The sequence below is a fragment of the Janthinobacterium sp. GW823-FHT01H08 genome, from assembly GCF_058797855.1.
Genome location: NZ_CM179504.1, coordinates 509180 through 535418 on the forward strand (window position 1 = coordinate 509180; position 26239 = coordinate 535418).

At 62.1% G+C, this 26239-nt stretch carries 20 protein-coding genes; 16 read left to right on the forward strand and 4 right to left on the reverse strand.

Annotated elements, in window-relative coordinates:
* Positions 1-486: 486 nt before the first annotated feature.
* The 16 genes from AC3RCG_RS02225 (at position 487) to AC3RCG_RS02300 (ending at position 21660) form a co-directional block, all read left to right on the forward strand.
* Positions 487-3144 carry a TonB-dependent receptor gene (locus AC3RCG_RS02225; RefSeq protein ID WP_492402420.1) on the forward strand — a complete coding sequence of 886 codons (2658 nt, stop codon included), beginning with the start codon at positions 487-489 and terminating at the stop codon, positions 3142-3144.
* A 109-nt stretch (positions 3145-3253) separates the two neighbouring features.
* A complete protein-coding gene (locus AC3RCG_RS02230; RefSeq protein ID WP_409027439.1) occupies positions 3254-4606 on the forward strand; it encodes an MFS transporter in 1353 nt (450 codons plus the stop codon).
* Positions 4607-4630: 24 nt separating this feature from the next.
* Positions 4631-5578 carry a glycoside hydrolase family 43 protein gene (locus AC3RCG_RS02235; protein ID WP_409027438.1) on the forward strand — a complete coding sequence of 316 codons (948 nt, stop codon included), beginning with the start codon at positions 4631-4633 and terminating at the stop codon, positions 5576-5578.
* A gap of 18 nt (positions 5579-5596) precedes the next feature.
* Entirely contained in the window at positions 5597-6667 is a 1071-nt protein-coding gene (locus AC3RCG_RS02240; RefSeq protein WP_492402419.1) for an aldose epimerase family protein, read from the forward strand.
* Positions 6668-6940: 273 nt separating this feature from the next.
* Complete coding sequence (locus AC3RCG_RS02245) at positions 6941-8683, forward strand: IlvD/Edd family dehydratase (protein ID WP_492402418.1); 1743 nt, start codon at positions 6941-6943, stop codon at positions 8681-8683.
* Between the two features lie 12 nt (positions 8684-8695).
* The gene (gene araD1 / locus AC3RCG_RS02250; RefSeq protein ID WP_492402417.1) at positions 8696-9688 is read left to right on the forward strand and encodes an AraD1 family protein; all 993 of its coding nucleotides are present in this window, start codon (positions 8696-8698) and stop codon (positions 9686-9688) included.
* A complete protein-coding gene (locus AC3RCG_RS02255; protein WP_070219030.1) occupies positions 9685-11262 on the forward strand; it encodes an aldehyde dehydrogenase (NADP(+)) in 1578 nt (525 codons plus the stop codon). The genes araD1 and AC3RCG_RS02255 overlap by 4 nt, the downstream gene beginning before the upstream one ends.
* Positions 11263-11337: 75 nt before the next feature.
* A complete protein-coding gene (locus AC3RCG_RS02260; RefSeq protein ID WP_492402416.1) occupies positions 11338-12105 on the forward strand; it encodes an SDR family NAD(P)-dependent oxidoreductase in 768 nt (255 codons plus the stop codon).
* Positions 12106-12267: 162 nt separating this feature from the next.
* The gene (locus tag AC3RCG_RS02265; protein ID WP_099408092.1) at positions 12268-13818 is read left to right on the forward strand and encodes an alpha-N-arabinofuranosidase; all 1551 of its coding nucleotides are present in this window, start codon (positions 12268-12270) and stop codon (positions 13816-13818) included.
* Positions 13819-13883: 65 nt separating this feature from the next.
* A complete protein-coding gene (locus AC3RCG_RS02270) occupies positions 13884-14909 on the forward strand; it encodes an arabinan endo-1,5-alpha-L-arabinosidase (protein ID WP_492402415.1) in 1026 nt (341 codons plus the stop codon).
* 161 nt (positions 14910-15070) lie between these two features.
* Positions 15071-16045 (forward strand): ABC transporter substrate-binding protein, encoded by a 975-nt coding sequence (locus AC3RCG_RS02275; RefSeq protein WP_492402414.1) that lies wholly within the window; start codon positions 15071-15073, stop codon positions 16043-16045.
* A 9-nt stretch (positions 16046-16054) separates the two neighbouring features.
* Positions 16055-17596, forward strand: coding sequence for a sugar ABC transporter ATP-binding protein (locus tag AC3RCG_RS02280; RefSeq protein ID WP_492402413.1), 1542 nt, complete (start codon positions 16055-16057; stop codon positions 17594-17596).
* On the forward strand, positions 17593-18678 hold the full coding sequence (locus tag AC3RCG_RS02285; RefSeq protein WP_180278920.1) for an ABC transporter permease: 1086 nt from the start codon (positions 17593-17595) through the stop codon (positions 18676-18678). The genes AC3RCG_RS02280 and AC3RCG_RS02285 overlap by 4 nt, the downstream gene beginning before the upstream one ends.
* Complete coding sequence (yjfF, locus tag AC3RCG_RS02290; protein WP_492402412.1) at positions 18675-19649, forward strand: galactofuranose ABC transporter, permease protein YjfF; 975 nt, start codon at positions 18675-18677, stop codon at positions 19647-19649. The genes AC3RCG_RS02285 and yjfF overlap by 4 nt, the downstream gene beginning before the upstream one ends.
* Positions 19650-19653: 4 nt before the next feature.
* Positions 19654-20625: a glycoside hydrolase family 43 protein gene (locus AC3RCG_RS02295; protein ID WP_492402411.1), complete on the forward strand. Its 972-nt coding sequence runs from the start codon at positions 19654-19656 to the stop codon at positions 20623-20625.
* Between the two features lie 93 nt (positions 20626-20718).
* On the forward strand, positions 20719-21660 hold the full coding sequence (locus AC3RCG_RS02300) for a LysR family transcriptional regulator (protein ID WP_035823672.1): 942 nt from the start codon (positions 20719-20721) through the stop codon (positions 21658-21660).
* Between the two features lie 116 nt (positions 21661-21776).
* Here AC3RCG_RS02300 and AC3RCG_RS02305 read toward each other — a convergent pair whose 3' ends face one another.
* The 4 genes from AC3RCG_RS02305 to AC3RCG_RS02320 form a co-directional block, all read right to left on the reverse strand.
* Positions 21777-23042 carry a DUF6445 family protein gene (locus AC3RCG_RS02305; protein ID WP_492402410.1) on the reverse strand — a complete coding sequence of 422 codons (1266 nt, stop codon included), beginning with the start codon at positions 23040-23042 and terminating at the stop codon, positions 21777-21779.
* Positions 23043-23088: 46 nt separating this feature from the next.
* Positions 23089-23820, reverse strand: coding sequence for a hypothetical protein (locus tag AC3RCG_RS02310; protein ID WP_492402409.1), 732 nt, complete (start codon positions 23818-23820; stop codon positions 23089-23091).
* Positions 23821-23851: 31 nt separating this feature from the next.
* A complete protein-coding gene (locus AC3RCG_RS02315; protein WP_492402408.1) occupies positions 23852-24676 on the reverse strand; it encodes a hypothetical protein in 825 nt (274 codons plus the stop codon).
* 85 nt (positions 24677-24761) lie between these two features.
* Positions 24762-26150, reverse strand: coding sequence for a caspase family protein (locus AC3RCG_RS02320; protein ID WP_492402407.1), 1389 nt, complete (start codon positions 26148-26150; stop codon positions 24762-24764).
* Between the last annotated feature and the right edge of the window lie 89 nt (positions 26151-26239).

The window sequence follows — 26239 nt, forward strand, 5'->3', positions numbered from 1 at the left end:
ATTTTTTGCATTGTCGCCGCTAGTTGTCTGACGTTGCTCATTGGCATATTCTGTAAAATCAAGGAGTTGTCGCTTGAACGAGGCCAACTGACAATTTTTAGGTTGGCCTCCGAAGCCAAGGGTCGTGGGTTCGATCCCCGCCAGCCGCACCAGACAAATCAAGACTCCGTGTTATCCAGCCGGCATTGCCATGCGGCTGCATGCTATATCCCCCACTATTACTTCAGCAAGCCTGGCAAGGCCTGTATCGCTGCTTGCCAGCTTGCCGGGGATGCCATGTGCGCAGTCCTCCCGGAAACACCCCTGACGCCCCTGCCGTTGTCGCTTCACACCCTCCAAAGTCCCTCCATCGCCGATATCGAAATTGATATCGAAACAGTGAAAAAATTGATTGGAGAGATTATCGCCCAGCCCCTAAGATAAACGCCGAGCATGCGAACGACATGCAAGCAGCACAAAAAATATCAATACAATATCTGGAGATTCATGATGCGCAACGCCACCGGCCCGCTCGCGGCCACTTTCCCTCGTCCATTCATGTTGAAGGCAGCCGTTGCGGCATTGGCCGGTATCGGCTTGCTGAGCACGGCTTCGGTGTGGGCGCAGGAGGCGGTGGCGGCCGATGCCAGTGCCGAGCCTGCCGCGGAAGTGGCTGTCGTGACCGTCAGCGGCGTGCGCCGCTCGGCGCAGAACTCGCAGCAGATCAAGATGCGCTCGGACCAGGTCATCGATTCCATCGTCGCCGACGACATCGGTAAATTCCCCGATAACAACGTGGCCGAGACCCTGGCGCGCATTTCCGGCATCCAGATCCGCCGCGATTCGGGCGAAGCCAGCGCCGTCATGATCCGCGGCTTGCGCGATGTCACGACCCTGCTCAACGGCCGCGAGCTGTTCACCACCACGGGCCGCTATGTCAACCTGGCCGACATTCCCGCCACCATGCTGCAGCGCGTGGACGTGTACAAGTCGCAGGGCGCCGACCAGGTCGAGGGCGGCGTGGCCGGCATCATCGACGTGCGTACGAACCGCCCGTTCGACTTCAAGGATTTCACGGCCAGCGTCAACACGCGCGCCGTCTACAGCGACAAATCGAAAGCCACGGACCCGAACATCAGCGGCATGGTGGCGAACCGCTGGAAGACGGGCATCGGCGAAGTGGGTGCGCTGCTGGGTCTGTCGCAGCAGCAGCATCGTTATCACGAGGAACGCGCGTTCAGTACGGCGCCTGTGGATAAGAGTTTCCTGTCGCCGGGCTTGACGGGGCCGGACCAGGTGGGTTTGTTGCCGATCAAGGGCGACCGCCGCCGCACGACCGCCAATGCCGTGCTGCAATGGCGTCCGAACGCCGACGTCGAACTGTATGCCGAAGGCATGGCGACGCGCTTCCTGCTCGACGCCGAGTCCGATTACTTTGTCGGCTTGCCGTGGTGGGGCACACCCGTGTCGGCGACCAAGATTCCCGGCAGCAACCAGCTGCAAACCCTGACCTCGACCAACGTCAACACCATCATGTCGACGCAGGCGAACAAGAACCAGACGAAGACGCACCAGTTTGCCGTGGGCGGCTTGTGGGATATCAACCCGGAATGGCGTTTCACGTCGGAAGTGGCCAGCACCAAAAGCACTTATAACTGGCGCAATCCGATTCTCGACGCCATCACCGTCGTGCCGAACGCCACCATCAATACCAACCAGAACGGCACCCTGCACGTCGACTACACGGGCATCGATCTGCAAGACCCGTCGAACTACTATCTGAAGGGCTTTTTCGACCGCTACGGCAAGGACCAGGGCAGCTCGAACGATGTGCGCGCCGACCTGGCGTACACGCCGAGCGCCGGCGGCATCTTCAAGGAAATCAGCGTCGGCGTGCGCGGCGTCAAGCGCGAAGCCGAATCGATCAAGAGTTTCGAGGGCAATGCGGAAGCACCGGACGTGTCCGGCGCCGCATTTCCGTTCGGTCGCCAGAACGTGACCTCGATCCCGGGCCTCAATTGCATGTCGGAACCGATGTCCGGCGGCGGCCCCGATTATGGCTTGAAGCAATGGTACACGCCGTGCGCCAGCTTCCTGCTCAATAACACGGGCGCCGTGCGCCAGGCCGTCACGGGCAGCAGCGCGGCGCGCGCCATGGATCCGGGTTCGTTCTTCAAGGATACGGAAAAGACGTATTCGATCTATACCAAGGCGAAGGTCACCTTCAAGCTGGGCACCTACCCCGTCGACGGCACCGTGGGTGTGCGCGTGGTGCGCACGGAGCAAAGCCTGCAAGGCAACAGTTCGCAGGATGGCGTCTACACGTCCGTCATCAGCGACACGGCCAGCACCGACGTGCTGCCGAGCGTGGCCCTGAAAATCAAGCTGCGCTCCGACCTGGTCGGCCGCTTCGCTGCGGGCCGCACCATCAGCCGTCCCGGCTTTGCACAGTTGAACCCGGGCGTGGCCCTTGTCAACTCGACGGAAACGGTGAAGGCGACGGGCGCGGGCGGTAATCCGAATTTGAAACCGGTGACGGGCGACAATGTCGATGCGGCCTTGGAATGGTATTTCGCGCCGGCCGGTTCCGTCACGGCCACCGTGTTCCACCATAAGTTCGACGGCTATATCCAGCAACGCATTGCCAGCGAAACCATCGGTGGCAAGGCCTACGACGTGGACCGCCCGTACAACACGGCCGCCGGCAAGCTGCAAGGCCTGGAAATCGGCTACCAGCAGTTTTATGACGGCTTGCCCGGTATCCTGAGCGGCCTGGGCCTGCAGGCGAACGGCACCTACATGAGCGGCACCACCGACGACGAGACGGGCAGCCATGCCATCACGGGCGTGTCGCGCTATGCCTACAACCTGGTGGTGCTGTACGAAAAGGATGCCTGGTCGGGCCGCCTGGCCTACAACTGGCGCTCGAAATTCATCGACAGCTACAACCAGGGCGGTCCCGGCCTGGACTTGAAAGTGGCGCCGACGGCCCAGCTCGACGGTTCGCTGTCGTACAAGATCAACGAGCAGTTCACCGTGACTCTCGATGGCAATAACTTGCTCGACACCAAGTTCAAGGATTACTGGAACGAGCCGGGCGTGTATGCGCGCGATACGCGGCGCTATGACCGGACCGTTGGCGTATCACTGCGCTGGAAAATGTAAGTTGATCACATCGTAAAAAATCAAGGGCGTTGCCATGGTTTCGGCCGGCAGCGCCCGTGTCAGTTGGGCAGTCACGCACGATTCATCATCAAAAGAATGGACGGAAAGCATGGAGACGCAAAAATTATCCACCGTTGAAAAGGTCGGCTTCGGCGCCGGCGACATGGCGCTCAATGTCGTCATCTCGTCGATGATGCTGATCATCACCTTTTTCTATACCGATATCTATGGCTTGAAAACCACGGATCTTGCCCTGCTGTTCGTGGCCGTGAAAGTCATCGGCGCCATCGCCGACCTGGTCATGGGCCAGATCACCGACCGCTACAGCTTTGCCTCGGGCCGCTACCGCCCGTATCTGCTGTGGCTGGCCGTGCCGTACGGCGTCAGCGTCTTCTTCGTCTTCAGCACGCCCGAGTGGCAGTATGACGCCAAGCTGATCTGGGCATATTCGACGTATATTTTGATGACCATCATGACGGCTGGCGTGGGCATTCCCTACATTTCCCTGATCAGCGGCCTGACCAGCGACCCCCAGGACCGCCTGTCGGCCAACGGCTACCGCCTGTTCTTCGCCAAGATCGGCGCCTTCATGGTGACCATCGTCGTGCCTATCCTGTCGCAGCGCTGGGGCGGCGGCAACCCGGCCGTCGGCTACCAGGCGGCCATGGCCGTGATGGCCGTCATGGGCGTGGCCCTGTTCCTGTTCTGCTATTTCTCCACCACCGAGCGCGTGGTGCACGTGGTGGAAAAGCAATCGTTGCTGGCGCAGTTGAAAGTGCTGCTGCAGAACGACCAGTGGCTGGTGCTGTGCGGTGTGTGCGTCACGGGCACCATCGGCTACGTGGTGCGCGGCTCCGTTGCCATCTATTACGCGAAATACTATCTGGGCGGCAGCACGGAAACGGTGGCCGCCTTCCTCACGACGGGCGTGGTGGCCGCCATCCTGGCCATGATCGCCTCGACCTGGATCACCAAGTTTTACTGCAAGGTCAAGCTGTTCCGCTACACGCAGATCGGCGTCGCACTGATCAGCCTGGCGATCTATTTCTTCGTGAAGCCGAGCGACACCGTGCTGGCCTTCGCCCTGTATTTCCTGCTCTCCTTTGTCGTGGACTTGCACGCGCCCGTGTTCTGGTCGGCCATCGCGGAAACCATCGATTACGGTCAAGTCAAGACGGGCAAGCGCGTCTCCGGCTTCGCCTTTGGCGGCATTTCCGTCTGCCAGAAGGCAGGCATGGCGGTGGCGGGCGGCCTGGTGGGCGTGCTGCTCGCGTATTTCGACTACCAGCCCAACCATGAACAAACGCAATTCGCCCTGAACGGCATCGCCCTGATGCTGTCGATCATCCCCGGCTTCTTCCACCTGTTGATGGGCTTGCTGATGTTCAAGTACCGCATCAGCGACAGTTATTACACGGGCGTGAAGTCGGAAATGCACAAGCGCGGTTTTGTCTCCGCGTAAGAATAATTGAATGGAGCAAGCAACATGGCAGACATCTTGAAACCGCTGATCGAACAGCGCGCAGACCCGCATATCTACCGCCACAGCGACGGCTATTATTATTTTACGGCCTCGGTGCCCCAGTACGACCGCATCGAATTGCGCCGCGCCGCCAGCATCGCGGGCCTGGCCGATGCGCAAAAAGTTGACGTGTGGCACAAGCCGGACACGGGACCGTACAGCGAGCTGGTATGGGCGCCCGAGCTGCATTTCAACCAGGGCGCCTGGTATGTGTATTTCGCCGCCGCGCCGAGCCGCGAAATCAAGCATAAGCTGTTCCAGCACCGCATGTATGCGATCCGCAATGCCAACGCCAACCCCTTGGAAGGCGAATGGGAATTCATGGGATCGATCGACACGGGCATCGACACCTTCTGCCTGGACGCCACCACGTTCGAACACGACGGCGTGCTGTACTACCTGTGGGCGCAGAAGGATGTGGCCATCGAAGGCAACTCGAACCTCTACATCGCACCGATGGCCACGCCGTGGCAGCTGGCCGGCCCGCCCGTGATGTTGAGCAAGCCGGAATTCGACTGGGAAATCCGCGGCTTCTGGGTTAACGAGGGACCGTCCGTGCTGAAACGCAATGGCAAGATCTTCATCAGCTACTCGGCCAGCGCCACCGATGAAAACTATGCGATGGGCCTGCTGTGGGCTGACGAGTCCGCCGACTTGCTCGACCCGTTTTCCTGGACCAAGTCGCCTGATCCCGTGTTTGCCACCTGCTACGAGCACGGTATCTATGGCCCCGGCCACAACAGTTTCACGACGGCCGCCGATGGCGATGGCGTGTTGCTGGTGTACCATGCCCGCACGTACACGGAAATCGTCGGCGACCCGCTGTGGAACCCGGATCGTCACACCTTTGTGAAGCCGCTGCGCTGGGATGCGCAAGGCATGCCCGTGTTTGGCCGCTCATCGACCCTGTAACGTTCCGGACCCGACGCCATGACCCCAGTTGATTCTGTTTCAGTGACGCAAGCGCCGTTCGGCATCCTGCCCGATGGCCAACAAGTGACGGCCTTTACCCTGACGAACCGCCAGGGCATGCAGGTGAAAGTGCTCGACTTTGGCGCCATCATCAGCGAAATCCACGTGCCTGACCGCGACGGCCGCTTTGCCGACGTGGTGCTCGGTTTCGATCGCCTCGAACCGTATTTGCACAACAGCGCTTTCCTGGGCGCCGTCATCGGCCGTTACGGCAACCGCATCGCCGAGGGCCGTTTCAGCCTCGACGGCAAGGAATATCAGCTGGCCGTGAATAACCCGCCCAATCACTTGCATGGCGGCAACCAGGGCTTTCACCAGGCCATGTGGCAAGCCGCGCCGTTCACCAGGGACGACGCCGTCGGTATCACGTTCACGCGCAGCAGCCCGCACGGTGAAGATGGCTACCCGGGAAAGCTCGACGTCACCTTGACCTATGCACTGGACAACGACAATGCGCTGAGCCTGCGCTACCACGCCGTCACGGACCAGGCCACGCCCATCAACTTGACTAACCACAGCTATTTCAATCTGGCGGGGCAGGGCACTATCCTCGGCCACGCGCTGTCCGTCAACGCGGACCGCTACCTGCCCGTCGATGCGGGGTCTATCCCCACGGGCGAACTGGCGGACGTCACCGGCACGCCATTCGACTTGCGCCAGCCCACCGTCATCGGCGACAGCATAGCCCTGCCGCATGAACAGCTGCGCATCGGCCGCGGCTTTGACCATAACTTTGTGCTCAATCAAAAGCCGGGGCACAGACTGAACCTGGCCGCCAGCGTGCGCGAGCCGCAATCGGGGCGGGTGATGCAGGTGTACACGCAGGAGCCGGGCATCCAGTTTTATTCCGGTAACTTCCTCGACGGCAGCCAGCACGGCAAGCAGGGCCCCATCCTTTACCGCGGCGCGCTATGCCTGGAAACCCAGCATTTCCCCGATTCGCCGAACCAGGCGCATTTCCCGAACACCATTTTGCGCCCGGGTCAGGTGTATCAGACGGAGACCGTGTACCGGTTTTCCGCAGATTAATCGTCTAACACCAAACGAAATCCGGGGACGTTCCCTGCGGGATCGGAATGCGCCCATTGGACGCATTCCCCCTCAGGGTACGCCGCCCAATACCTTCCACGCCCTGCCGCCATGCGCCCGCAGGGCGTTTTCATTGGGGCATGCCGATATCGTTTTCGATATCGGAACGCATTAAAAATTGATTGGAAAGGCATGGCAGGATTCTTTAGTATTCCAACATCGCTGCCCGGGCCGACGACCTTAGATCCGGCATGGCACAACCAGGAGAATGGCATGTCTGAGACAAAAAAGAAGGTAGCCCTGCGCTCGGCCGAGTGGTTCGGCTCGCAGGACAAGAACGGCTTCATGTACCGCAGCTGGATGAAGAACCAGGGCATACCTGACCACGAATTTCACGGCAAGCCCATCATCGGCATCTGCAATACCTGGTCCGAACTGACCCCCTGCAACGCGCATTTCCGCCAGCTGGCCGAACACGTCAAGCGCGGCATCCTGGAAGCGGGCGGTTTCCCAGTGGAATTCCCCGTCTTCTCGAACGGCGAATCGAATCTGCGCCCGACAGCCATGCTGACGCGCAACCTGGCCTCGATGGACGTGGAAGAATCGATCCGCGGCAACCCGATGGACGCCGTCGTGCTGCTGGTCGGCTGCGACAAGACGACGCCGGCATTGCTGATGGGCGCGGCCAGCGTCGACATTCCCACCATCGTCGTCAGCGGCGGCCCCATGCTGAACGGCAAACTCAATGGCAAGGACATCGGTTCCGGCACGGCCGTGTGGCAGTTGCACGAGCAGATGAAGGCGGGATCGATCACCTTGCACCAGTTCATGTCGGCCGAATCGGGCATGTCGCGCTCGGCCGGTACCTGCAACACCATGGGCACGGCCTCGACGATGGCCAGCATGGCCGAAGCGCTGGGCACGTCCTTGCCGCACAACGCGGCCATCCCAGCCGTCGATTCGCGCCGCTACGTGCTGGCCCACATGTCGGGCATCCGCATCGTTGAAATGGTGCACGAAGACCTGCGCCTGTCGAAAGTGCTGACGCGCGAGGCGTTTGAAAACGCCATCAAGGTCAACGCGGCCATCGGCGGCTCGACCAATGCCGTGATCCACCTGAAAGCCATTGCCGGACGCATCGGCGTGCCTTTGGAACTGGAAGACTGGACGAAAACGGGCCGCGGCACGCCGACCATCGTCGACTTGCTGCCGTCGGGCCGTTTCCTGATGGAAGAGTTTTACTACGCGGGCGGCTTGCCGGCCGTGATACGCCGCCTGGGCGAGGGCGATTTGCTGCCGCACAAGAATGCGCTGACCGTCAACGGCAAGTCGATCTGGGACAACTGCGTCGAAGCGCCGATCTACAACGACGAAGTGGTGCGCACCTTGGACAACCCGTTGCTGGCCGATGGCGGCATCTGCGTGCTGCGCGGCAACCTGGCACCGCGCGGCGCCGTGCTGAAACCATCGGCCGCCTCGCCGCATTTGATGCAGCACCGGGGCAAGGCCGTCGTTTTCGAAGACTTTGAACATTACAAATCGCGCATCGTTGATCCGGATCTGGACGTCGATGCCAATTCCGTGCTGGTGATGAAAAATTGCGGCCCGAAAGGTTATCCGGGCATGGCGGAAGTGGGCAACATGGGCTTGCCGCCGAAACTGCTGGCGCAAGGCATCACCGACATGGTGCGCATCTCGGATGCGCGCATGAGCGGCACGGCCTACGGCACCGTCGTGCTGCACGTGGCGCCGGAAGCCATGGCGGGCGGCCCGCTGGGCATCGTCAGGGACGGCGACATGATCGCCCTTGACTGCCACGCCGGCAGCCTGAATATCGACATCAGCGACGCGGAAATCGCCGAGCGCCTGGCGGCCCGCGAGCTGGGCAGCGCGCCCGGACCGAAGAGCGGCTACCAGCAGCTGTACATCGAACACGTGTTGCAGGCCGATGAAGGCTGCGATTTCGACTTCCTGGTCGGCAATCGCGGTTCCGCCGTGCCGCGCCACTCACACTAAGCGGAGAATCCCATGCTGTTGCTGCAATTTACGAATGAACATGGCGGCCGCCTCGTCGGCCTGCTGCAAGACGACCAGATCCGCGTCATTGAAGGCTACAACACGACCTATGCGCTGGCGCAAGACGCCATCCGCAAGCGTATCAACCTGGCGGAACTCGTGAACGCCAGCGTCGGCAACGCCACGCATGCGTATGCGGACGTGGCCGCCAGCGGCCGTTTGCTGGCGCCGCTCGACCATGTGGACGAGGCGCACTGCTACGTGACGGGCACGGGCCTGACCCATTTGGGCAGCGCCGGCGCGCGCGACGCCATGCACAAGAAGATCGGCGGCGACGCCGAGTCCCTGAGCGACTCGATGAAAATGTTCCGCCTGGGCGTGGAAGGCGGCAAGCCCGCCGACGGCACGGCCGGCGCCCAGCCCGAATGGTTCTATAAAGGCGACGGCTCCATCGTGCGCGCCAGCGGCCAGCCGCTGCGCATGCCGGACTTTGCCCTCGATGGCGGCGAAGAGCCGGAAATCGCCGGCCTGTACGTGATCGGCGATGACGGCCAGCCCTACCGGGTCGGCTACGCCATCGGCAATGAATTCTCGGATCACGTGACGGAACGCCAGAATTATCTGTACCTGGCCCACTCGAAGCTGCGCGTCTGCAGCGTGGGCCCGGCCCTGCTGGTGGGCGAATTGCCCGCGCATATCGCCGGCACCTCGCGCGTGCTCGATACGGCCGGCAATGTGCGCTGGGAAAAAGCGTTCGTCAGCGGCGAAGACAATATGTCGCACACGATCGCCAACCTCGAGCACCATCACTTCAAGTATCCGCTGTTCAAGCGCCCTGGCGACGTGCACGTGCACTTCTTCGGCACGGCCACCCTGAGCTTTGCCGATGGCGTGAGCGTGGCGCCGGGCGAAACCTTTGAAATCGAAGCGCCGGCCTTTGGCCCTGCCTTGCGCAACCGCCTCGACGTCTTCCCAACCGAATTTGCGAAAGTGAGCACATTATGAGTTTCAATATCACCGGTGATGCATTGATCGGCGGCGTCGCCGTCAAGGGCAATGGCGGCTCCTTCGAAGCGTGGGACCCGGCCGCGCGCGCACACATCGCGCCCGCCTTCCACATGGTTGACGTAGCGCAAATCGACGAAGCCTGCCGTCTGGCGCAAGCCGCGTTCGACCCGTTCCGCGCCACCAGCGATGCGCAGCGCGCCGACTTCCTCGACACCATCGCCGCGCAAATCGGCGAACTGGGCGATGACTTGATCGTGCGCGCCATGACGGAAAGCGGCTTGCCGCGCGCGCGCCTGGAAGGCGAACGCGGCCGCACCGTCGGTCAATTAAAACTGTTCGCCGGCTTGCTGCGCGAAGGCTCGTGGACCGATGCGCGTATCGACAGCCCGCTGCCGGACCGCGTGCCGCCGCGTCCTGACTTGCGCTTGCGCATGATCGGCCTGGGTCCCGTCGCCGTGTTTGCGGCCAGTAACTTCCCGCTGGCCTTCTCCGTGGCCGGCGGCGATACGGCCTCGGCCCTGGCTGCCGGTTGCCCTGTCGTCCTGAAAGCCCATTCGGCCCATCCGGGCACATCCGAGCTGGTGGCGCGCGCGATTGTGAAAGCGATTGCCATCTGCAAGCTGCCGGCAGGCGTGTTCGCCTTGCTGACGGGCACGGGCAACGGTATCGGCCAGGCGCTGGTCGCCCATCCGGCCATCCAGGCCGTGGGCTTTACGGGTTCGCGTTCGGGCGGTATCGCCCTGATGAAGGTGGCGGCGGAACGTCCGCAGCCGATCCCCGTGTATGCGGAAATGAGCAGCATCAACCCCGTGTTCGTGCTGCCGCAAGCCTTGGCTGCCCGTGGCGCGGCGATCGCCAGCGGTTTTGCCGCCTCGCTGACGATGGGCGTGGGCCAGTTCTGCACCAATCCCGGCCTCGTGCTGGGCCTGGAAGGTCCGGACTTTACGGCGTTTGCCGCCGCCGCCGCCGAAGCGCTGGCGCCGGCCCCTGCCGCCACCATGCTGACGGCTGGCATCGCCAGCAGCTATGCCAAGGGCGTGGCCGCGCTGGCGCAGCACGCGGACGTGACGCCGCTGGTGCAAAACACGGGCGACGAAGGCAAGGGCGCCGCCGCCCTGTTCGTGACCTCGGGCGAGGCCTTCCTGGCCAGGCACGATCTGCGCGACGAAGTGTTCGGTCCCGCCTCCCTGCTGGTGGCGTGCCGCGACATGGAGCAAATGCTGGCGATCACGGAAAGCCTGGAAGGCCAGCTGACGGCCACCTTGCAGATGGATGCGGGCGATCTGGAAGACGCGCGCCGTTTGCTGCCCGTGCTGGAGCGCCGCGTGGGCCGCATCCTGTCCAACGGTTTCCCGACGGGCGTGGAAGTGTCGACGGCCATGGTGCACGGCGGCCCGTTCCCGGCCACGTCGGACGGCCGCAGCACGTCGGTCGGTACGGCGGCCATCAACCGCTTCCTGCGCCCCGTGTCCTACCAGAACCTGCCGCAGGACTTGCTGCCGGAGTCGCTGCGCGATGATAATCCGCTCAGTATCTGGCGCCGCAAGGACGGCGTGTTGGGCAAGGAATAACAACACGGCGAGCCGCATATCGAATGCGGTACGCTGTGGTGCACGTGTACATAAAAATAAACAGGTGGAGACAAGATGAAGCAATTGGCGAAATATGGCAGCTTGCAGGGCAAGCGCGTGTTCATCACGGGCGGCGGCAGCGGCATCGGCGAATCCCTGGTGGCGGAGTTTGCCGCCCAGGGCGCGCTGGTGGCGTTTGTCGACATCGCCGTGGAAGCGAGCGAGGCCCTGTGCCGCCGCCTGGCTGAAGCGGGCCTGACGGCGCCCCTGTTCCGCCATTGCGACATCACGGATATTCCATCCTTGCAAGTCGTCATGGCGGAACTGGCGCAGAAGCTGGGCGACTTCGATATTCTCGTCAACAACGCGGCCAACGACCAGCGCCACCAGGCGCAGGACGTCACCCTGGAATACTGGAACGAGCGCATTGCGATCAATCAACGTCCCATGTTCTTCACCTGCCAGGCCGTCTTCGAGGGCATGAAGCGCAAGGGCGGCGGTTCCATCATCAACGTCAGCTCGATTTCCTGGCACATGAAGTCGGGCGGCTATCCTGTGTACGCCACCACCAAGGCGGCCGTCGTGGGCCTCACGCGGGGCCTGGCGCGCGATTACGGCGCTCACAATATCCGCGTCAACACGGTCACGCCCGGCTGGGTCATGACGCAGCGCCAGATCGACCTGTGGGTCGACGACGCGGCCAAAGCGGAAATCAAGAAAAGCCAGTGCTTGCCCAATAAACTGATGCCGCAGGACATCGCCGCCATGGTGCTGTTCCTCGCGTCGGACGACGGCGCGATGTGCTCCAGTCAGGAATTCATTGTGGATGCTGGCTGGATATAAGCCTTACCGCATCGTTTAATTCGCGCCGGCACTGACCGGCACCTCAGATCTTGAAGCCGCCCTCTTGCCGCCCCAACCCCGCGGCAGGAGAGGCATCGTCACATCCAGATTGCGCCGGGGTTGACCCCGGCCCTTGCTTTTCACTAAAAAACAGGAGACAGCATGAAATTCATCCATACCAGCATCGTGGCCCTCAGCCTGGCCATGGCCGTCGGCAGCGCCTTTGCCGCGCCCGTCAACGTCACCATCGACGTGGCCAAGCCTGGTTCCGTGATCAACAAGAACATCTACGGCCAGTTCGCCGAACACCTGGGGACCGGCATCTACGAAGGCATGTGGGTGGGGCCGGACTCTGCCATCCCGAACACCAAGGGCTGGCGCAATGACGTGCTGGGCGCTCTGAAACAGTTGCATGTACCGCTGGTGCGCTGGCCGGGCGGCTGTTTTGCCGATGAATACCACTGGAAGGACGGCATCGGCGCGCGCGACAAGCGCCCGACCAAGGTCAACACCAACTGGGGCGGCGTGGAAGAGTCGAACGCCGTCGGCACGCATGAATTCTTTGACCTGGCCGAGTTGCTGGGCGCGCAGACCTATATCAACGGCAACCTCGGTTCCGGCACGCCGCAGGAAATGTCCGAGTGGCTCGAATACATGACGTCGGACAGCAAATCGACCCTGGCCGAACTGCGCCGCAAGAATGGCCGTGCGCAGCCGTACAAGGTTGATTACTTCGGCATCGGTAATGAAGCGTGGGGTTGCGGCGGCAACATGCGCCCGCAGTACTACGCCGACCTGTACAAGCACTATCACACCTTCATGAAGACGCCGGAAAGCGCGCGCCCGAAATTCATCGCCAGCGGCGGCAATGACGACGACATCAGCTGGTCCAGCACCCTGAGCCGCGAGATCAAGCCGAACATGATGGATGCCATCAGTTTCCACTACTACACGGTGCCGACCGGTGTGTGGGAAAAGAAGGGCGCCGCCACGGGCTTTGGTGAAAATGAGTGGATTTCCACTCTGAGCCGCACCCTGCGCATCGATAGCTTGATCAAGAACAATCTCGCCGCCATCGACAAGAACGACCCGTCGAAAAAGACGGGCCTGTACGTCGATGAATGGGGCACTTGGTACGACGTCGAGCCGGGCACCAACACGGGTTTCCTGTTCCAGCAAAACAGCTTGCGCGATGCGCTCGTCGCTGCCCTGAACTTCAATATCTTCCATGCCCACGCGGACAGAGTGCGCATGACGAATATCGCGCAAATGGTCAACGTGCTGCAGGCGATGATCATCACGGACAAGGATAAATATTTCCTCACGCCTACGTATCACGCATTTGAAATGTATGTACCCTTCCAGGACGCCACTTCGCTGCCGGTCGCCATCGCCGGCAATGGCAAGTACAGCCTGGGCAAGGTCAGCATTCCTGAAGTGAGCGCCTCGGCCGCGCGCGCCAAGGATGGCAAGGTGTATCTGTCGCTGGTCAATACCAACCCGCACAAGGCCGTCGACGTCAGCGTGGCGCTGGCAGGTCAAAAAGTGACAGCCGTGAATGGCCGCGTGCTGACCGCAGGCAAGATGGATGCCGTCAACAGCTTTGCGCAACCGCAAGCCGTGCAGCCGGTGGCGTTCAATGCCCAGGCGCAGGGCGGCAAGCTGACCGTGTCGGTGCCAGCCAAGGCGGTGGTGGTGGTGGCGGTCGAATAAACCTGCCGATTTTGAGGTATCCAGCCGGCCCGCATGACGGGCCGGCTGGCCATGTGGAGAACACGATGCAATTTTCGACAATGATGGCCTTGGCGGCCATGCTTGCGTTCAGCCCCGTCCAGGCGGCCCAGGTCAGCGTGCACGACCCCGTGATGGCCAAGGAAGGCGACACGTATTATTTGTACAGCACGGGTCCCGGCATCACCTTCTACAGCTCGAAGAATATGCGCGACTGGCAGCCGGAAGGGCGCGTCTTCGCGGGCCAGCCGACCTGGGCCAAGACGGCCGCACCGTCGTTTGACGATCATATCTGGGCGCCCGATGTCCAGTTCCATGACGGCAAATATTACCTGTACTACTCGGTGTCCGGCTTCGGCAAGAACACCTCCGGCATCGGCGTGACCGTCAATACCACCTTGAATCCCCGCTCGCCCGATTACCGCTGGGTCGACCAAGGCATGCTGCTGCAATCGGTGCCCGAGCGCGACGAGTGGAATGCCATCGACTCGAACATCGTCACCGATGCCAAGGGCACGCCGTGGATGGCCTTCGGCTCGTTCTGGAACGGCATCAAACTGGTGAAACTCAACGCGGACTGGAAAACCATTGCGGAACCGCAAGAGTGGCATTCGCTGGCGCGCCGCGTGCCGCTGCCGCCACGGGCGGGCGAATTCAAGCCCGCGCCAGAGGAAATCGAGGCGCCGTTCATCTTCCAGCGCGGCAATGAATACTTCCTGTTCGTCTCCTGGGGCTTGTGCTGCCAGAAGGAAAAAAGCACGTATCACCTGGCCGTGGGCCGGTCAAAAAGCGTGACGGGGCCGTATCTGGACAGGGAGGGCCGCGACATGGCGCAGGGCGGCGGCACGGTGGTCTTGAAAGGCGACAAGGACTGGCAAGGCCTGGGCCACAACAGCGCCTACACGTTTGACGGCAAGGATTACCTGGTGCTGCACGCCTACGAAACGGCGGACAACTATTTGCAGAAGCTCAAGATATTGCCCATGACGTGGGACAAGGACGGCTGGCCGCAGGTGGACCCGCGCGACTTGAACCGCTACCAGAGCCGCGAATTGCCGGCCGCCAAACGATAAGCGGACCAGGGGATGGGCGGCAGGTGATACGCAAATCGGTATCGCAAGCGAAAAAGAATTGATTGGATGGCTATGTTGCTTTCTCCTACCATGGGTTCATAAAAAACCGCCCATCCGGCATCCGGCTGTGATGGTATTCCAAAAAAAAACTGGAGACAAGAATGAAATTGACACGCCGTACACTCCTCGCCAGCGCCATGCTGCTGGCCGCTTCCGCCACCACCTTCGCTACCTCGTCCGCGTTTGCCGCCAAGCCCCTCGTCATGGGCTTTTCGCAGGTAGGCGCCGAGAGCGAGTGGCGCACCGCCAATACCGTCTCCATCAAGGAGGCGGCCAAGAAAGATGGCGTCACCCTGAAATTTGCCGATGCGCAGCAAAAACAGGAAAACCAGGTCAAGGCCCTGCGCTCGTTCATCGCGCAAAAGGTCGACGTGATCGCCTTCTCGCCCGTCGTCGAATCGGGCTGGGATACGGTGCTGCGCGAAGCCAAGGCCGCCAAGATTCCCGTCATCCTGACGGACCGCGCCGTCAACGTGGCCGATAAATCGCTGTACGTGACCTTTATCGGGTCCGATTTCGTGGAAGAGGGCCGCCGCGCCGGCCAATGGCTGCTCGAGCACGCCAAGAAAACCCCGGATGCCACCCTGAACATCGTCGAACTGCAGGGCACGGTCGGTTCCGCGCCGGCCATCGACCGCAAGGAAGGCTTCCAGGAAGTCATCGGCAAGAATCCCAAGCTGAAGATCATCCGTTCGCAAACGGGCGACTTTACGCGCGCCAAGGGCAAGGAAGTGATGGAAGCGTTCCTGAAGGCCGAAGGCAAGAAGATTAACGTCTTGTACGCGCACAATGACGACATGGCCATCGGCGCCATCCAGGCAATCGAAGAAGCGGGCATGAATCCGGGCAAGGACATCATCATCATCTCGATCGATGGCGTCAAAGGCGCGTTCGAAGCCATGATCGCCGGCAAGCTGAACGTCACCGTCGAATGCAGCCCGCTGCTGGGCCCGCAACTGATGTCCATCGCCCGCGATGTGGTGGCCGGTAAACCCGTGCCGGCGCGCATCACAACGGTGGAAGGCGTGTTCCCTGCCGAGGTGGCCGCCAAGGAATTCCCGAACCGTAAGTACTAAGCTTGCCGCATGATGAAGACGCAAGCGCATCACTCTGCCGCGCCAGCTCCCTTGCTGGAGTTGCGCGGCATCAGCAAGTCCTTTCCCGGCGTCAAAGCCCTCAGCGACGTTGCCCTTCGCCTGTATCCGGGTGAAGTGCACGCTTTGATGGGGCAAAACGGCGCCGGAAAGTCGACCCTGATCAAGGTGCTGACGGGCGTCTACACGCCCGACAGCGGCCAGATTTTGTTTGACGGCAAGCCCATCGCCCCCGCGTCCACCTCGGATGCGCAGGCGCTCGGCATCAGCACCGTGTACCAGGAAGTCAATCTGTGTCCGAACCTGTCGGTGGCGGAAAACATCTTTATCGGCCGCTACCCGCGCCGTTTTGGGGCTATCGACTGGCGTGCCATGCAGCAACAGGCGCGTGCCTTGCTGCTGCAGTTGCAGATCGATATCGACGTCACCGCGCAACTGTCCAGTTTTCCGCTGGCCATCCAGCAAATGGTGGCCATTTCGCGCGCGCTGAATATTTCGGCCCGCGTGCTGATCCTCGACGAACCCACGTCCAGCCTGGACGAGGCGGAAGTCCATCTGCTCTTTTCCGTGCTGCGCCGCCTGCGCGAGCAGGGCATGGCGATCCTGTTCGTGACCCACTTCCTCGACCAGACCTACGCCATTTCCGACCGCATCACGGTCATGCGCAATGGCGAGCGCGAAGGCGAATACGCGTGCAGCGAACTGTCGCGCCTGGCGCTGGTCAATAAAATGATCGGCGTGGCGGCCGATACCGTGGCGCAAGAGCTTGACCTGGCGCAAGAAGCGGGCGCCGCCAGCTTCGGTCCGACCGTGCTGGAAGCAACAGGACTGGGTCGCAAGGGCGCCTTGCTGCCCATGGATTTCCACATCCGCCAGGGTGAATTGCTGGGCCTGGCGGGTTTGCTCGGTTCGGGCCGCACGGAACTGGCGCGCTTGCTGTTCGGCGCCGACAAGGCCGACTCGGGCACGATCACCATGCAGGGTCAGCCGCGCCAGTTCACCGTGCCGCGCGACGCGATTGCCCGCGATATCGGTTTTTGCTCGGAAGACCGCAAGCACGAGGGGGCGATTTTGTCGCTGTCCGTGCGCGAAAACATCATATTGGCCTTGCAAGCCCGTACGGGCTTGCTGCGCGCCATCCCGTTCAAACGCCAGCAGGCGCTGGCCGACGAATATGTGAAGGCGCTGGGCATCAAGACGACCAGCATCGAAACGCCGATCGGCAGCCTGTCGGGCGGCAATCAACAAAAAGCCTTGCTGGCGCGCTGGCTGGTGACCTCGCCCGCCATGCTGATTCTCGACGAACCGACGCGCGGCATCGACGTGCGCGCCAAGCAGGAAATCATGAGCTATGTCAGCAAACTGTGCCGCAAGGGCATGGCGATCCTGTTCATCTCGTCCGAACTGCCCGAAGTGCTGCGCTGCAGCGACCGTATTCTGGTCATGCGCGACCGCAAGGCTTGCGGCGACTATGCGCGCGGCGAGCTCGATGACAGTTCCGTGCTGCAAGTGATTGCCGGAGAGACAGCATGAGCATGACCACACCGTCGCCCGCCGCCCCTGCGGCGCGGGCGGCTGCCACCACGGATTCTTCCATTGTGCATACCGTTTTACACCATCCCCTGAGCCGGCCCCTGGCCGCGCTGTGCTTGCTGCTGCTGGTCGATCTTTTTGCCATCCCCGGCTTTTTCCACCTGGAAATCCGCGATGGCCATTTGTACGGCAGCGTGATCGATATCGTCAACCGCGCGGCGCCCTTGATGCTGGCGGCCCTGGGCATGACCCTGGTGATTGCCACGCGCGGCATCGACATTTCCGTGGGCGCCGTCGTGGCCCTGTCTGGCACCGTGGCCGCCATGTTGATCGGCGGCACCATGGTGATGGACAACGGCGTGCCCACTTACGTCAGCAACATCCCCATGGGCTGGGCCCTGGCGGCGGCGCTGGGCGCGGCCCTGCTGTGCGGCGCCTGGAACGGCGTGCTGGTGGCGGGCCTGGGCTTGCAGCCCATCGTCGCCACCCTGATCCTGATGGTGGCGGGCCGCGGCCTGGCGCAATTGCTGACGGATGGGCAGATCGTCACCGTCTACTATCAGCCGTTCTTTTTCATCGGCAGCGGCTATCTGTTCGGCTTGCCGTTCTCGCTGTTCCTCGTCGCGGCCGTGTTTATCATCACGGCCCTGCTGATGCGCAAAACGGCCCTGGGCCTGTTCATCCAGGCCGTCGGCATCAACCCGGTCGCCGCGCGCCTGGCCGGCATCAAGACGGCGACCCTGATTTTCTTCGTCTACGTGTTTTGCGCCGCCTGCGCGGGCTTGTCGGGGCTGATGATCAGCTCGAACATCAAGAGCGCGGACGCGAACAATGCGGGCCTGATGCTGGAACTGGACGCCATCCTGGCCGTCACCCTGGGCGGCACGTCCCTGGCCGGCGGCAAGTTCAGCTTGGTCGGCAGCATGATAGGCGCGCTCATCATCCAGACCCTGACCTACACCATTTATTCGCTCGGCGTGCCGCCCGAAGTAAACATGGTCGTCAAATCGGTTGTCGTCTTCCTCGTCTGCCTGTCGCAATCGTCGGAATTCAAGCAATTGCTGCATCGGAGAAAAGCATGAAGGGCTTGCTGCACACCCCGTATTTCACCTCGCTCGTCACGGTCTTGCTGCTGGTGGTGATGCTGGGCCTCGGCGGCGCCGCCTACCCGGGCCTGCTGTCGACGCAAGTGATCTTTAACCTGTTGATCGATAACGCCTTTTTGCTGGTGATCGCCGTCGGCATGACCTTCGTCATCGTTTCCGGCGGCATCGACCTGTCCGTCGGTTCCGTGCTTGCCCTGTCGACCATGATCGCCGCCTGGCTGCTGAACGTGGCGCACTGGCCGCCGCTCCTGGTGATCGTCACCGTGCTGGCGCTGGGCACCGTGTTTGGCGCCGGCATGGGCGCGCTGATCCATTACTTCAAGTTGCAGCCCTTCATCGTCACCCTGGCCGGCATGTTTTTGGCGCGCGGATTGTGTTATTTGATCAGCATCAATTCCATCACTATCGACGATCCGCTGTTCGTCGCCATGTCGCAGACGCAACTGGGCTTTCTCGGCGGCTTCGTCTCGCCCGGCGTCGTGATCGCCGTGCTGACCTTGCTGCTGGCCATCTGGCTGGCGCACGCCACGCCGTTCGGCCGCGCCGTGTATGCGATCGGCGGCAATGAGCAGTCGGCCCTGATGATGGGCTTGCCCGTGGGCCGCACCAAGGTCCTGATCTATGCCTTCAGCGGCTTTTGTGCTTCGCTCGGTGGCGTGCTGTTTTCGTTCTACATGCTGTCCGGCTATGGCTTGCATGCGCAAGGCACGGAACTGGACGCGATTGCCGCCGTCGTCATCGGCGGCACTCTGCTCAGCGGCGGCTACGGCTATGTAGCGGGCGCGCTGTCCGGCGTGCTGGTGCTGGGGACCATCCAGACCCTGATCGCCTTCGACGGCACGCTCAGTTCGTGGTGGACCAAGATCGTCATCGGCGGCCTGCTGTTCGTCTTTTGCGTCGTGCAAAGACTGATGGCCATGGGCCAGAAAAATACCAACGGGAGTTAATCTGATGTTCAAGCAACACACACGTGCCGCCATCGGCATGGCGGCGGTGCTCGCCTGCGCGGCATGCGGCGCGCAGGCGGCCAACCCCATCGTGAAAAATATCTACACGGGCGACCCGGCCGCGCTGGTCGACAATGGCAGGGTGTACCTGTACGTGGGCCACGATGAAGCGAGCGCCACGGATACGGATTACCGCATGCACGAGTGGCGCGTGTATTCCTCGTGCGACATGGCGAACTGGACGGACCACGGCTCGCCCGTGCGCTTTTCCACCTTCGCCTGGGCCGGCAAGGATGCCTGGGCCGGCGACATCGTCAAGCGCGGCAGCAAATACTATTTCTATTCGACCGTCGACCACAAGACCATTCCCGGCAAGGCCATCGGCGTGGCCGTCTCTGACAGCCCGACGGGACCGTTCGTCGACGCGCGCGGCAGCGCCCTGATCACGAACGACATGACGAAACAGACGGCGATCCTGTGGGACGACATCGACCCGGCCGTCTTCATCGATACGGATGGCCAGGCCTACATTTATTGGGGCAACACGGTCTTGAAATACGCCAAGCTCAAGGCCAACATGACGGAGCTCGATGGCCCGATTTTGACCTTCGGCATGGATGCGTTCACGGAAGCGGCGTACATGCACAAGCATGCGGGCATGTATTACCTGTCGTACTCGCGCAACTTCCCGGAAGAAACGGCGTATTCGACGGGGCCGACGCCCACGGGCCCGTGGCATTTCCGTGGCGCCATCATGGACAAGAATGCCGTCGTGAAAACCATCCACCAGGCCATCATCGAGTTTAACGGCAAGTCCTACATCTTCTATCACAACGACAAGTTGCCCGGCGGCGGGGAATACCGGCGTTCCGTGGCTGTGGAAGAGCTGAAATACAAGCCGGACGGCACGATCGAATTCATCCAGCAAACGGCTGGCCCGGCACCCAATCCCAGCGCCGCCTGCAAGGCATCGTGACCGCTCGTTGACCACGCACAAAAAGGAGACACACCGATATCAATAAGATCGATATCAGTGAGAAACTGATATCGATCATGATATGATTTATTCATGGATACCCTCAACCCCAACTGGTTCTTGCGAGCCCGCCTGAAGACGCGGCAATTGCTGCTGTTGATCGCCCTTGACGAGCAGCGCAACATCCATCGCGCGGCGGAAGAATTGCACATGACGCAGCCAGCCGCGTCCAAGCAAATCAAGGACCTGGAAGAGATGCTGGACGTGCGCCTGTTCGACAGGTTGCCGCGTGGCATGGAGCCGACCATCTACGGCGAAACGATGATACGCCACGCGCGCATGGCGCTGACGAGCCTGTCGCTGGCGCATGACGACATCGTCGCCCTGAAGTCAGGCCTGACGGGCCAGGTGGAAGTGGGCGTCATCATGACGCCGGCCATGGCCTTGCTGCCGCGCGCGATTGCCCGCATCAAGCAGCAGGCGCCGCTGATGCGCATCGGCGTGCACCTGGAGCACAGCAATACCCTGATGGACATGCTGCAGCACGGCACGCTGGACTTCATGATCGGGCGCATCCTGGAAAAGGAAAGCAGCGCCGGCCTCATCTATGAAGAATTGACGGAAGAGCCGGCCAGCGCCGTGGCGCGCAATGGCCACCCGCTGCTGTCGCGCAAGAATCTGCAATTGAAGGACCTGGCGGGCCAGCCGTGGATATTGCCGCCACAAGGCAGCATCCTGCGCCACCGTTTCGACATGATGTTCCGCCGCGCCAGCCTGGAGCCGCCCGTCGACGTGGTCGACACGACGGCCTTGCTCTTGATCACGTCATTGCTGCAGCAGACGGATTCCCTGCACGTGATGCCGACGGAAGTGGCCCATTACTATGAATCGCTGAACGTGCTGAGCATTTTGCCCATCGAACTGCCGTGCAAGATGGATGCGTTCGGCATCATCCGCCAGCAGGATCATTTGCTGTCGCCGGGGGCGGATATGCTGTTGAAAGCGGTACGGGCGACGGCCGCCGACATGTATTGACCCGAGGCGGTGGTTGTGTCGGATTACGCGCTTGCGCTAATCCGACCTACGCATGGTCCGGTGACTGGTAGGTCGGATTAGCCCGCAGGGCGTAATCCGACAATTGCCCGTTACGCCTAATCCGGCACCTCAAAGAAAAACAGCTGCACCAATCGTCCATTTTCCGGCGCGTCGCCAAACACATTGCTGATCGAGTGAAAGTAGTGCCCCTTGTACACGATCAACCGGTTATGGCGCATCGGCACTTCCAGCAGGGCTTGCCAACTGTCGCGCTGTTCCTGTAAATCGTTGAATTTCTGTACTTTACTGTTCGGCAGCCAGCGTTTCTGGAAATCCTTGAAGCTGGCGTAGCCGCCCGCCTTGACGTCCGCCTCGGGCAGTCTCCGGTACCAGCCGCTGGGCTGGTGGCGCCAGAACGTGGTGCCGCCCTGGCACTGCTCGGGCGGGTTCAGATACAGCACGCCCGCATAGAAATTGAAGTTATTCCCTGTCTCGTTGTCCACGTGGATATCCGTGCGCGCCATCGCGTCCGCATAGCTGAGGCGATACGAACCGTTGTCGGGCGAAATAAAACGGATGGGGCGGCCCAGCGCCGTGGCGATGCGCTCCATGATGGCTTGACTGGGCTGGCCCGCCGTCTGGCTGCCCGGATAATTCTGTCCCGCATAGCGCTGCTGCTCGAACGGTAAATTGAGCGCCTGGGCGCGCCAGGCGGCCGGATCGGGCAGGAAATCGTCGAGGATGTGCAGGTCGGTTTCACGGATAAAATCGTGTATGTCATTTGCGGCATTGAGCGGCGTCAATGTTTCTGCCTGTTCCGCTTGCGGACTGGCAAAGCCGATGCAGCACGTTTGCGCCAGCGCCGGATGCAGCGCCAGGGCTTGCGCATAGCGGGCCAAGGCCAGTTCCTGCTGTCCCGTGCGGTAATACAGCTCGGCCAGGCCTTGCAGGGTTTGCCAGCGCTGGGGGCGCAGGGCGTGGGCACGTTCCAGTTCGGCGATGGTCTCCATCAGCTGCTGTTTCCCCATCAACAATTCCGCATGGCTGATGGCGAAATCGTGCTCGTGCGGCGCCAGCCGCGCCGCCGTGGCGTAGCTGGCCAGCGCCGCCTCGCTGTCCGTGCCACGCAGTACATTACCGAGGTTGTAGTGGAACAGAGGGTTCTCCGGCTGCTGCCTGAGCGACAGTTTCAACAGGCCCAGGCCGAAGGCGCCCTGGCCCAGTTCCAGCATCGCCAGGCCCTGGAAATGCTGCGCTTCGGCCAGGGCCGGATCTTGCTTGTAAGCAGCCTGGTAAGCGTTGATCGCTTCGATCAGCTTGCCTTGCTGCTGCAGTTGCCGGCCCTTGGCCAGCTGTTGTTCCGCCAGTGTCTGTTCGCCCACGTCAGTATCCCGATGCAATGTGGCGAACAGTGTAACCGAGCTCGTTCTACAGTGCCTGGCTGACAGGAATTTCCTGCCCGTTCAGCTTGATCGCCACCTTGACGATCTGGGCCTTGACCTGGTTGCTGGCCATGTCCGCTTCCTGGGCGTAGGCGTACACGATGATGGCGAAATCCTTGTAGCCGCTGCGCGCCGCCTCGATCTTGCGCGCCGCCTCCTGGTCCACCTTCAGCAGCGCGTAGCCGTCGCCGTTGGTAAATGCCAGCTTGTAGTCGCCGTTGTCGTACATGTAGTAATACGTGCCCGCGTCGGCGAACTTGGCGGGGAAGGCGGCCTTGTCCATGGCGTACGGAGACAGCGCGCCCTGGCCGTTGATCTGATAGCGCAGGTAGCGTTTCGTTTTCGCTTCATTGACCTTGGCGTCGATCTGCGGTTTCAGCGCGTCGAGCACTTCCTGCTTGCGGAAGGCGTCGTTGCTGCCCGCATATTCGCGCGAGATGCGCTGCGCCACCGCCGCGTAGTCGGGCGGCACGCCGGACAGGGCGATGTAGCTGTACATCAGCTGGTTGCCGCTGGTGATGTCGATATAGCTGGCGTTTGGCGTGGCCGGGTCCGCTTGCGGCAGGCTGGCGGCCGCCGCTTTTACCTGGGCTTTGGCAGCCATGTCGGCGACATTCGCGGCGACGGGGGCGGAGGCGGCCGGTGTGGCGGTGTCGGTCTTGCTGCAGGCGGACAGGATCACGGCGATGGCGAGCAGGGCGGGCAGGGTACGGTTCATGATATTTCCTTTAGTGAATGTGTGAGGTGACTTAGCCGATGGTTTTACGTTTGTATTCGCCGATGCCGTAAGCGGCCAGGACAATGCTGGCCGCCAGCACCAGGTAAAAGCCGATGCCGAACGACAGCCCCTGCCACACTTGTCCCAGCATTTCGCTGGCCATCTGTTCGGCCATGCGGGCCGCGCGGCTGCCCATGATGCCGCCCATGGCGTTGCCCGCGTCGCTGACGGCGCCCTTGATCTTGATGAACAGCAAGCTGCTGTGGATGACGATGAACAGCAGCGGCGCGCACTTGCCCAGCGCCGCTTTCGGGTGACTGCTGGCCATGGTGGCGCAGCAGGCGGCAATCGCCAGCAGGAAGAAGAATTGGGCCGAGGTAAAACCGCTGCCGCCATCGCGGGCAAAGCTTTCCAGGCTGTCGGCGGACAGGCCCAGCAGCTGCCAATAGGTGCGCGAGACGGAGGCGAACAAACGGATGCCGATGGTGTTGAAGATGAAGGCGCCGGCGATCAGCACGCCAAGAGCCCCCAGCACCTGGATGCCGAGCGCCGAGACGGCCCGGCCCCACAGTTGCTGGCCCTTGTCGCGCGCCAGCTTGGCGGCACCGGCCATGTCTTCCTGGGCCAGCTGCTGGGCGGGAATGGCCGTGACGGTGGCGAGGCCGCCGGCATCATCGAAGCGCACGTCGACGACGGCGTTGATGGCGGGCGCCACGTCCGAGCGCCAGTGGGTGGCTACGTCGAAGGCATGCTGGATGCCGGCCACGCTGACGGAACCTTGTCCGCTCGGTTGGTAGGCGAGGATGCGGCCCCGTTGGCCGGTGGTAATGGTTGCTGCCGGGCTGGATGTGTGCATAAGATTTCCCTGGTCACTGTCATGCTGTATTGCATGTACCCACGGATAACGAAGGCAGTTCAGGGAAATCCAAAATTATTTTGAGTTATTTTTTCGGCGGCTGTAATACGTCCTTGGCGGCGCCCTGGTAGTCCTTCATCAAGCCCATGAAGGCATCCTGCAGATGGCGGGCCGCGTCCTGCGGCGGCGCGCCCGTGCGCCGCGCCAGGTCGAATTTATACGCATGGGCGGGGCTGTAGCCCGCCTGCGAGGCGGCGTCCAGCAACACACCCGCCCGTTTCAATGAGGCCGGGTCACCCTTGACCATCAGCAATTCGGCCAAGTAGGTTTGGGCGATAGGAAAATCTTTCGCGGCCGCTTTTTCCAGCCACTGCATCCCCGCCTTCGGCTGTTTGATGCCCGCGTCGCCGCCGCCGATGCCGTAGCCGAGCGCCGTCAGCGCCACCAGATCGCCGCCCCGCGCGCGCTTTTCCAGCTGCTGGCGGGGAAAGGGCCGGGCCGCGATCTGCATGCGGATTTCATAGTTGATGTCTTGCAGCACATTGCCTGGCCACACCTTGGCACCGGGGGCGGCCGACTTTTCCACCGCTGGCGCAGGCGCCGGGACCGGTGCGCGCATGCCGCCCTGTCCTTGCGCGCCGGCCAGCACGCTGGCTGGAGGCTGGCTGACGCCCTTGCCGCTGCCCATGTTCAGCACGAGGCGCGCCGACGTTTCGCCGAACGACACGCGCGGTTTTTGCACGTCGTGCGTCATGGCGGCGACCCTGGCCGCCACTTGCGAGAAGACGTCGCTCATGGGCAGACCCGGGGCGTCGAGCGCGTCGAGCAGGGCGCTGGTGTATGGGCTGTTGCGCGAATCGGGCGACCAGAAATCGCGCGCCAGGGCGCCCGGTCCGGCCGAATAGGCGATCACCACGCCGCGTGGCGCTTGCGTGTCGGCAAAGCCGTGGCTGGCCGCGTTGCCGCTGCCAGGGACCATCACGGCGCCGCCGCGCGTATATTCCTGCCGGCAAGCGTCGAGGATCAGCACGGCGCCGCGCGCGCCCGTGCGCTGCAGGTCGCCCGCCAGGCTGGAAACGGACACGCCCTGCGCGGCGATGGCCGCGGCACTGAGCGCATTCATGTTGGCGCCCAGCGGCAACACATAATTGGTTTCGCCCGCCTGTGCGCCGTGGCCCGCGTAAAACACGAGGGCGATATCGGCACCGCGCGCCTGCGTGGAAAACTCGGCCGACGCCTTTTGCAGCTGTTGCGCATTGATGTCCGTGCGCAACAGCACTTCAAAGCCCAGGCGGCGCAGGCGCTCGGCCATGGCGCGCGCATCGTTCACGGGATTCAATAGCGGCTGCGGATAGGCCGCGTTGCCGATCACCAGGGCGATGCGCTTGCCGGGAGCCGCAGGCGCGGTGGCGTGCGCGACGTTGCTGAGCAGTAAAAAGAACAGGCTGAAAAACAGGGGAATCAGGCGTTGCATCGGGGTCTCGGGGATTGTCGTGAAAGTAACAAAAGTTAGCGATTTTTACTGTGATATGAGAAAATTGCCTAAATGCATTTTACCTTACT

Coding starts and splice junctions, on each gene's coding strand:
- AC3RCG_RS02245 (WP_492402418.1), top strand. CDS start 6,941: ATGTCTGAGACAAAAAAGAAGGTAGCCCTGCGCTCGGCCGAGTGGTTC.
- AC3RCG_RS02225 (WP_492402420.1), top strand. CDS start 487: ATGATGCGCAACGCCACCGGCCCGCTCGCGGCCACTTTCCCTCGTCCA.
- AC3RCG_RS02275 (WP_492402414.1), top strand. CDS start 15,071: ATGAAATTGACACGCCGTACACTCCTCGCCAGCGCCATGCTGCTGGCC.
- AC3RCG_RS02240 (WP_492402419.1), top strand. CDS start 5,597: ATGACCCCAGTTGATTCTGTTTCAGTGACGCAAGCGCCGTTCGGCATC.
- yjfF (WP_492402412.1), top strand. CDS start 18,675: ATGAAGGGCTTGCTGCACACCCCGTATTTCACCTCGCTCGTCACGGTC.
- araD1 (WP_492402417.1), top strand. CDS start 8,696: ATGCTGTTGCTGCAATTTACGAATGAACATGGCGGCCGCCTCGTCGGC.
- AC3RCG_RS02295 (WP_492402411.1), top strand. CDS start 19,654: ATGTTCAAGCAACACACACGTGCCGCCATCGGCATGGCGGCGGTGCTC.
- AC3RCG_RS02260 (WP_492402416.1), top strand. CDS start 11,338: ATGAAGCAATTGGCGAAATATGGCAGCTTGCAGGGCAAGCGCGTGTTC.
- AC3RCG_RS02315 (WP_492402408.1), bottom strand. CDS start 24,676: ATGCACACATCCAGCCCGGCAGCAACCATTACCACCGGCCAACGGGGC.
- AC3RCG_RS02280 (WP_492402413.1), top strand. CDS start 16,055: ATGATGAAGACGCAAGCGCATCACTCTGCCGCGCCAGCTCCCTTGCTG.
- AC3RCG_RS02300 (WP_035823672.1), top strand. CDS start 20,719: ATGGATACCCTCAACCCCAACTGGTTCTTGCGAGCCCGCCTGAAGACG.
- AC3RCG_RS02320 (WP_492402407.1), bottom strand. CDS start 26,150: ATGCAACGCCTGATTCCCCTGTTTTTCAGCCTGTTCTTTTTACTGCTC.
- AC3RCG_RS02270 (WP_492402415.1), top strand. CDS start 13,884: ATGCAATTTTCGACAATGATGGCCTTGGCGGCCATGCTTGCGTTCAGC.
- AC3RCG_RS02285 (WP_180278920.1), top strand. CDS start 17,593: ATGAGCATGACCACACCGTCGCCCGCCGCCCCTGCGGCGCGGGCGGCT.
- AC3RCG_RS02265 (WP_099408092.1), top strand. CDS start 12,268: ATGAAATTCATCCATACCAGCATCGTGGCCCTCAGCCTGGCCATGGCC.
- AC3RCG_RS02310 (WP_492402409.1), bottom strand. CDS start 23,820: ATGAACCGTACCCTGCCCGCCCTGCTCGCCATCGCCGTGATCCTGTCC.
- AC3RCG_RS02230 (WP_409027439.1), top strand. CDS start 3,254: ATGGAGACGCAAAAATTATCCACCGTTGAAAAGGTCGGCTTCGGCGCC.
- AC3RCG_RS02255 (WP_070219030.1), top strand. CDS start 9,685: ATGAGTTTCAATATCACCGGTGATGCATTGATCGGCGGCGTCGCCGTC.
- AC3RCG_RS02235 (WP_409027438.1), top strand. CDS start 4,631: ATGGCAGACATCTTGAAACCGCTGATCGAACAGCGCGCAGACCCGCAT.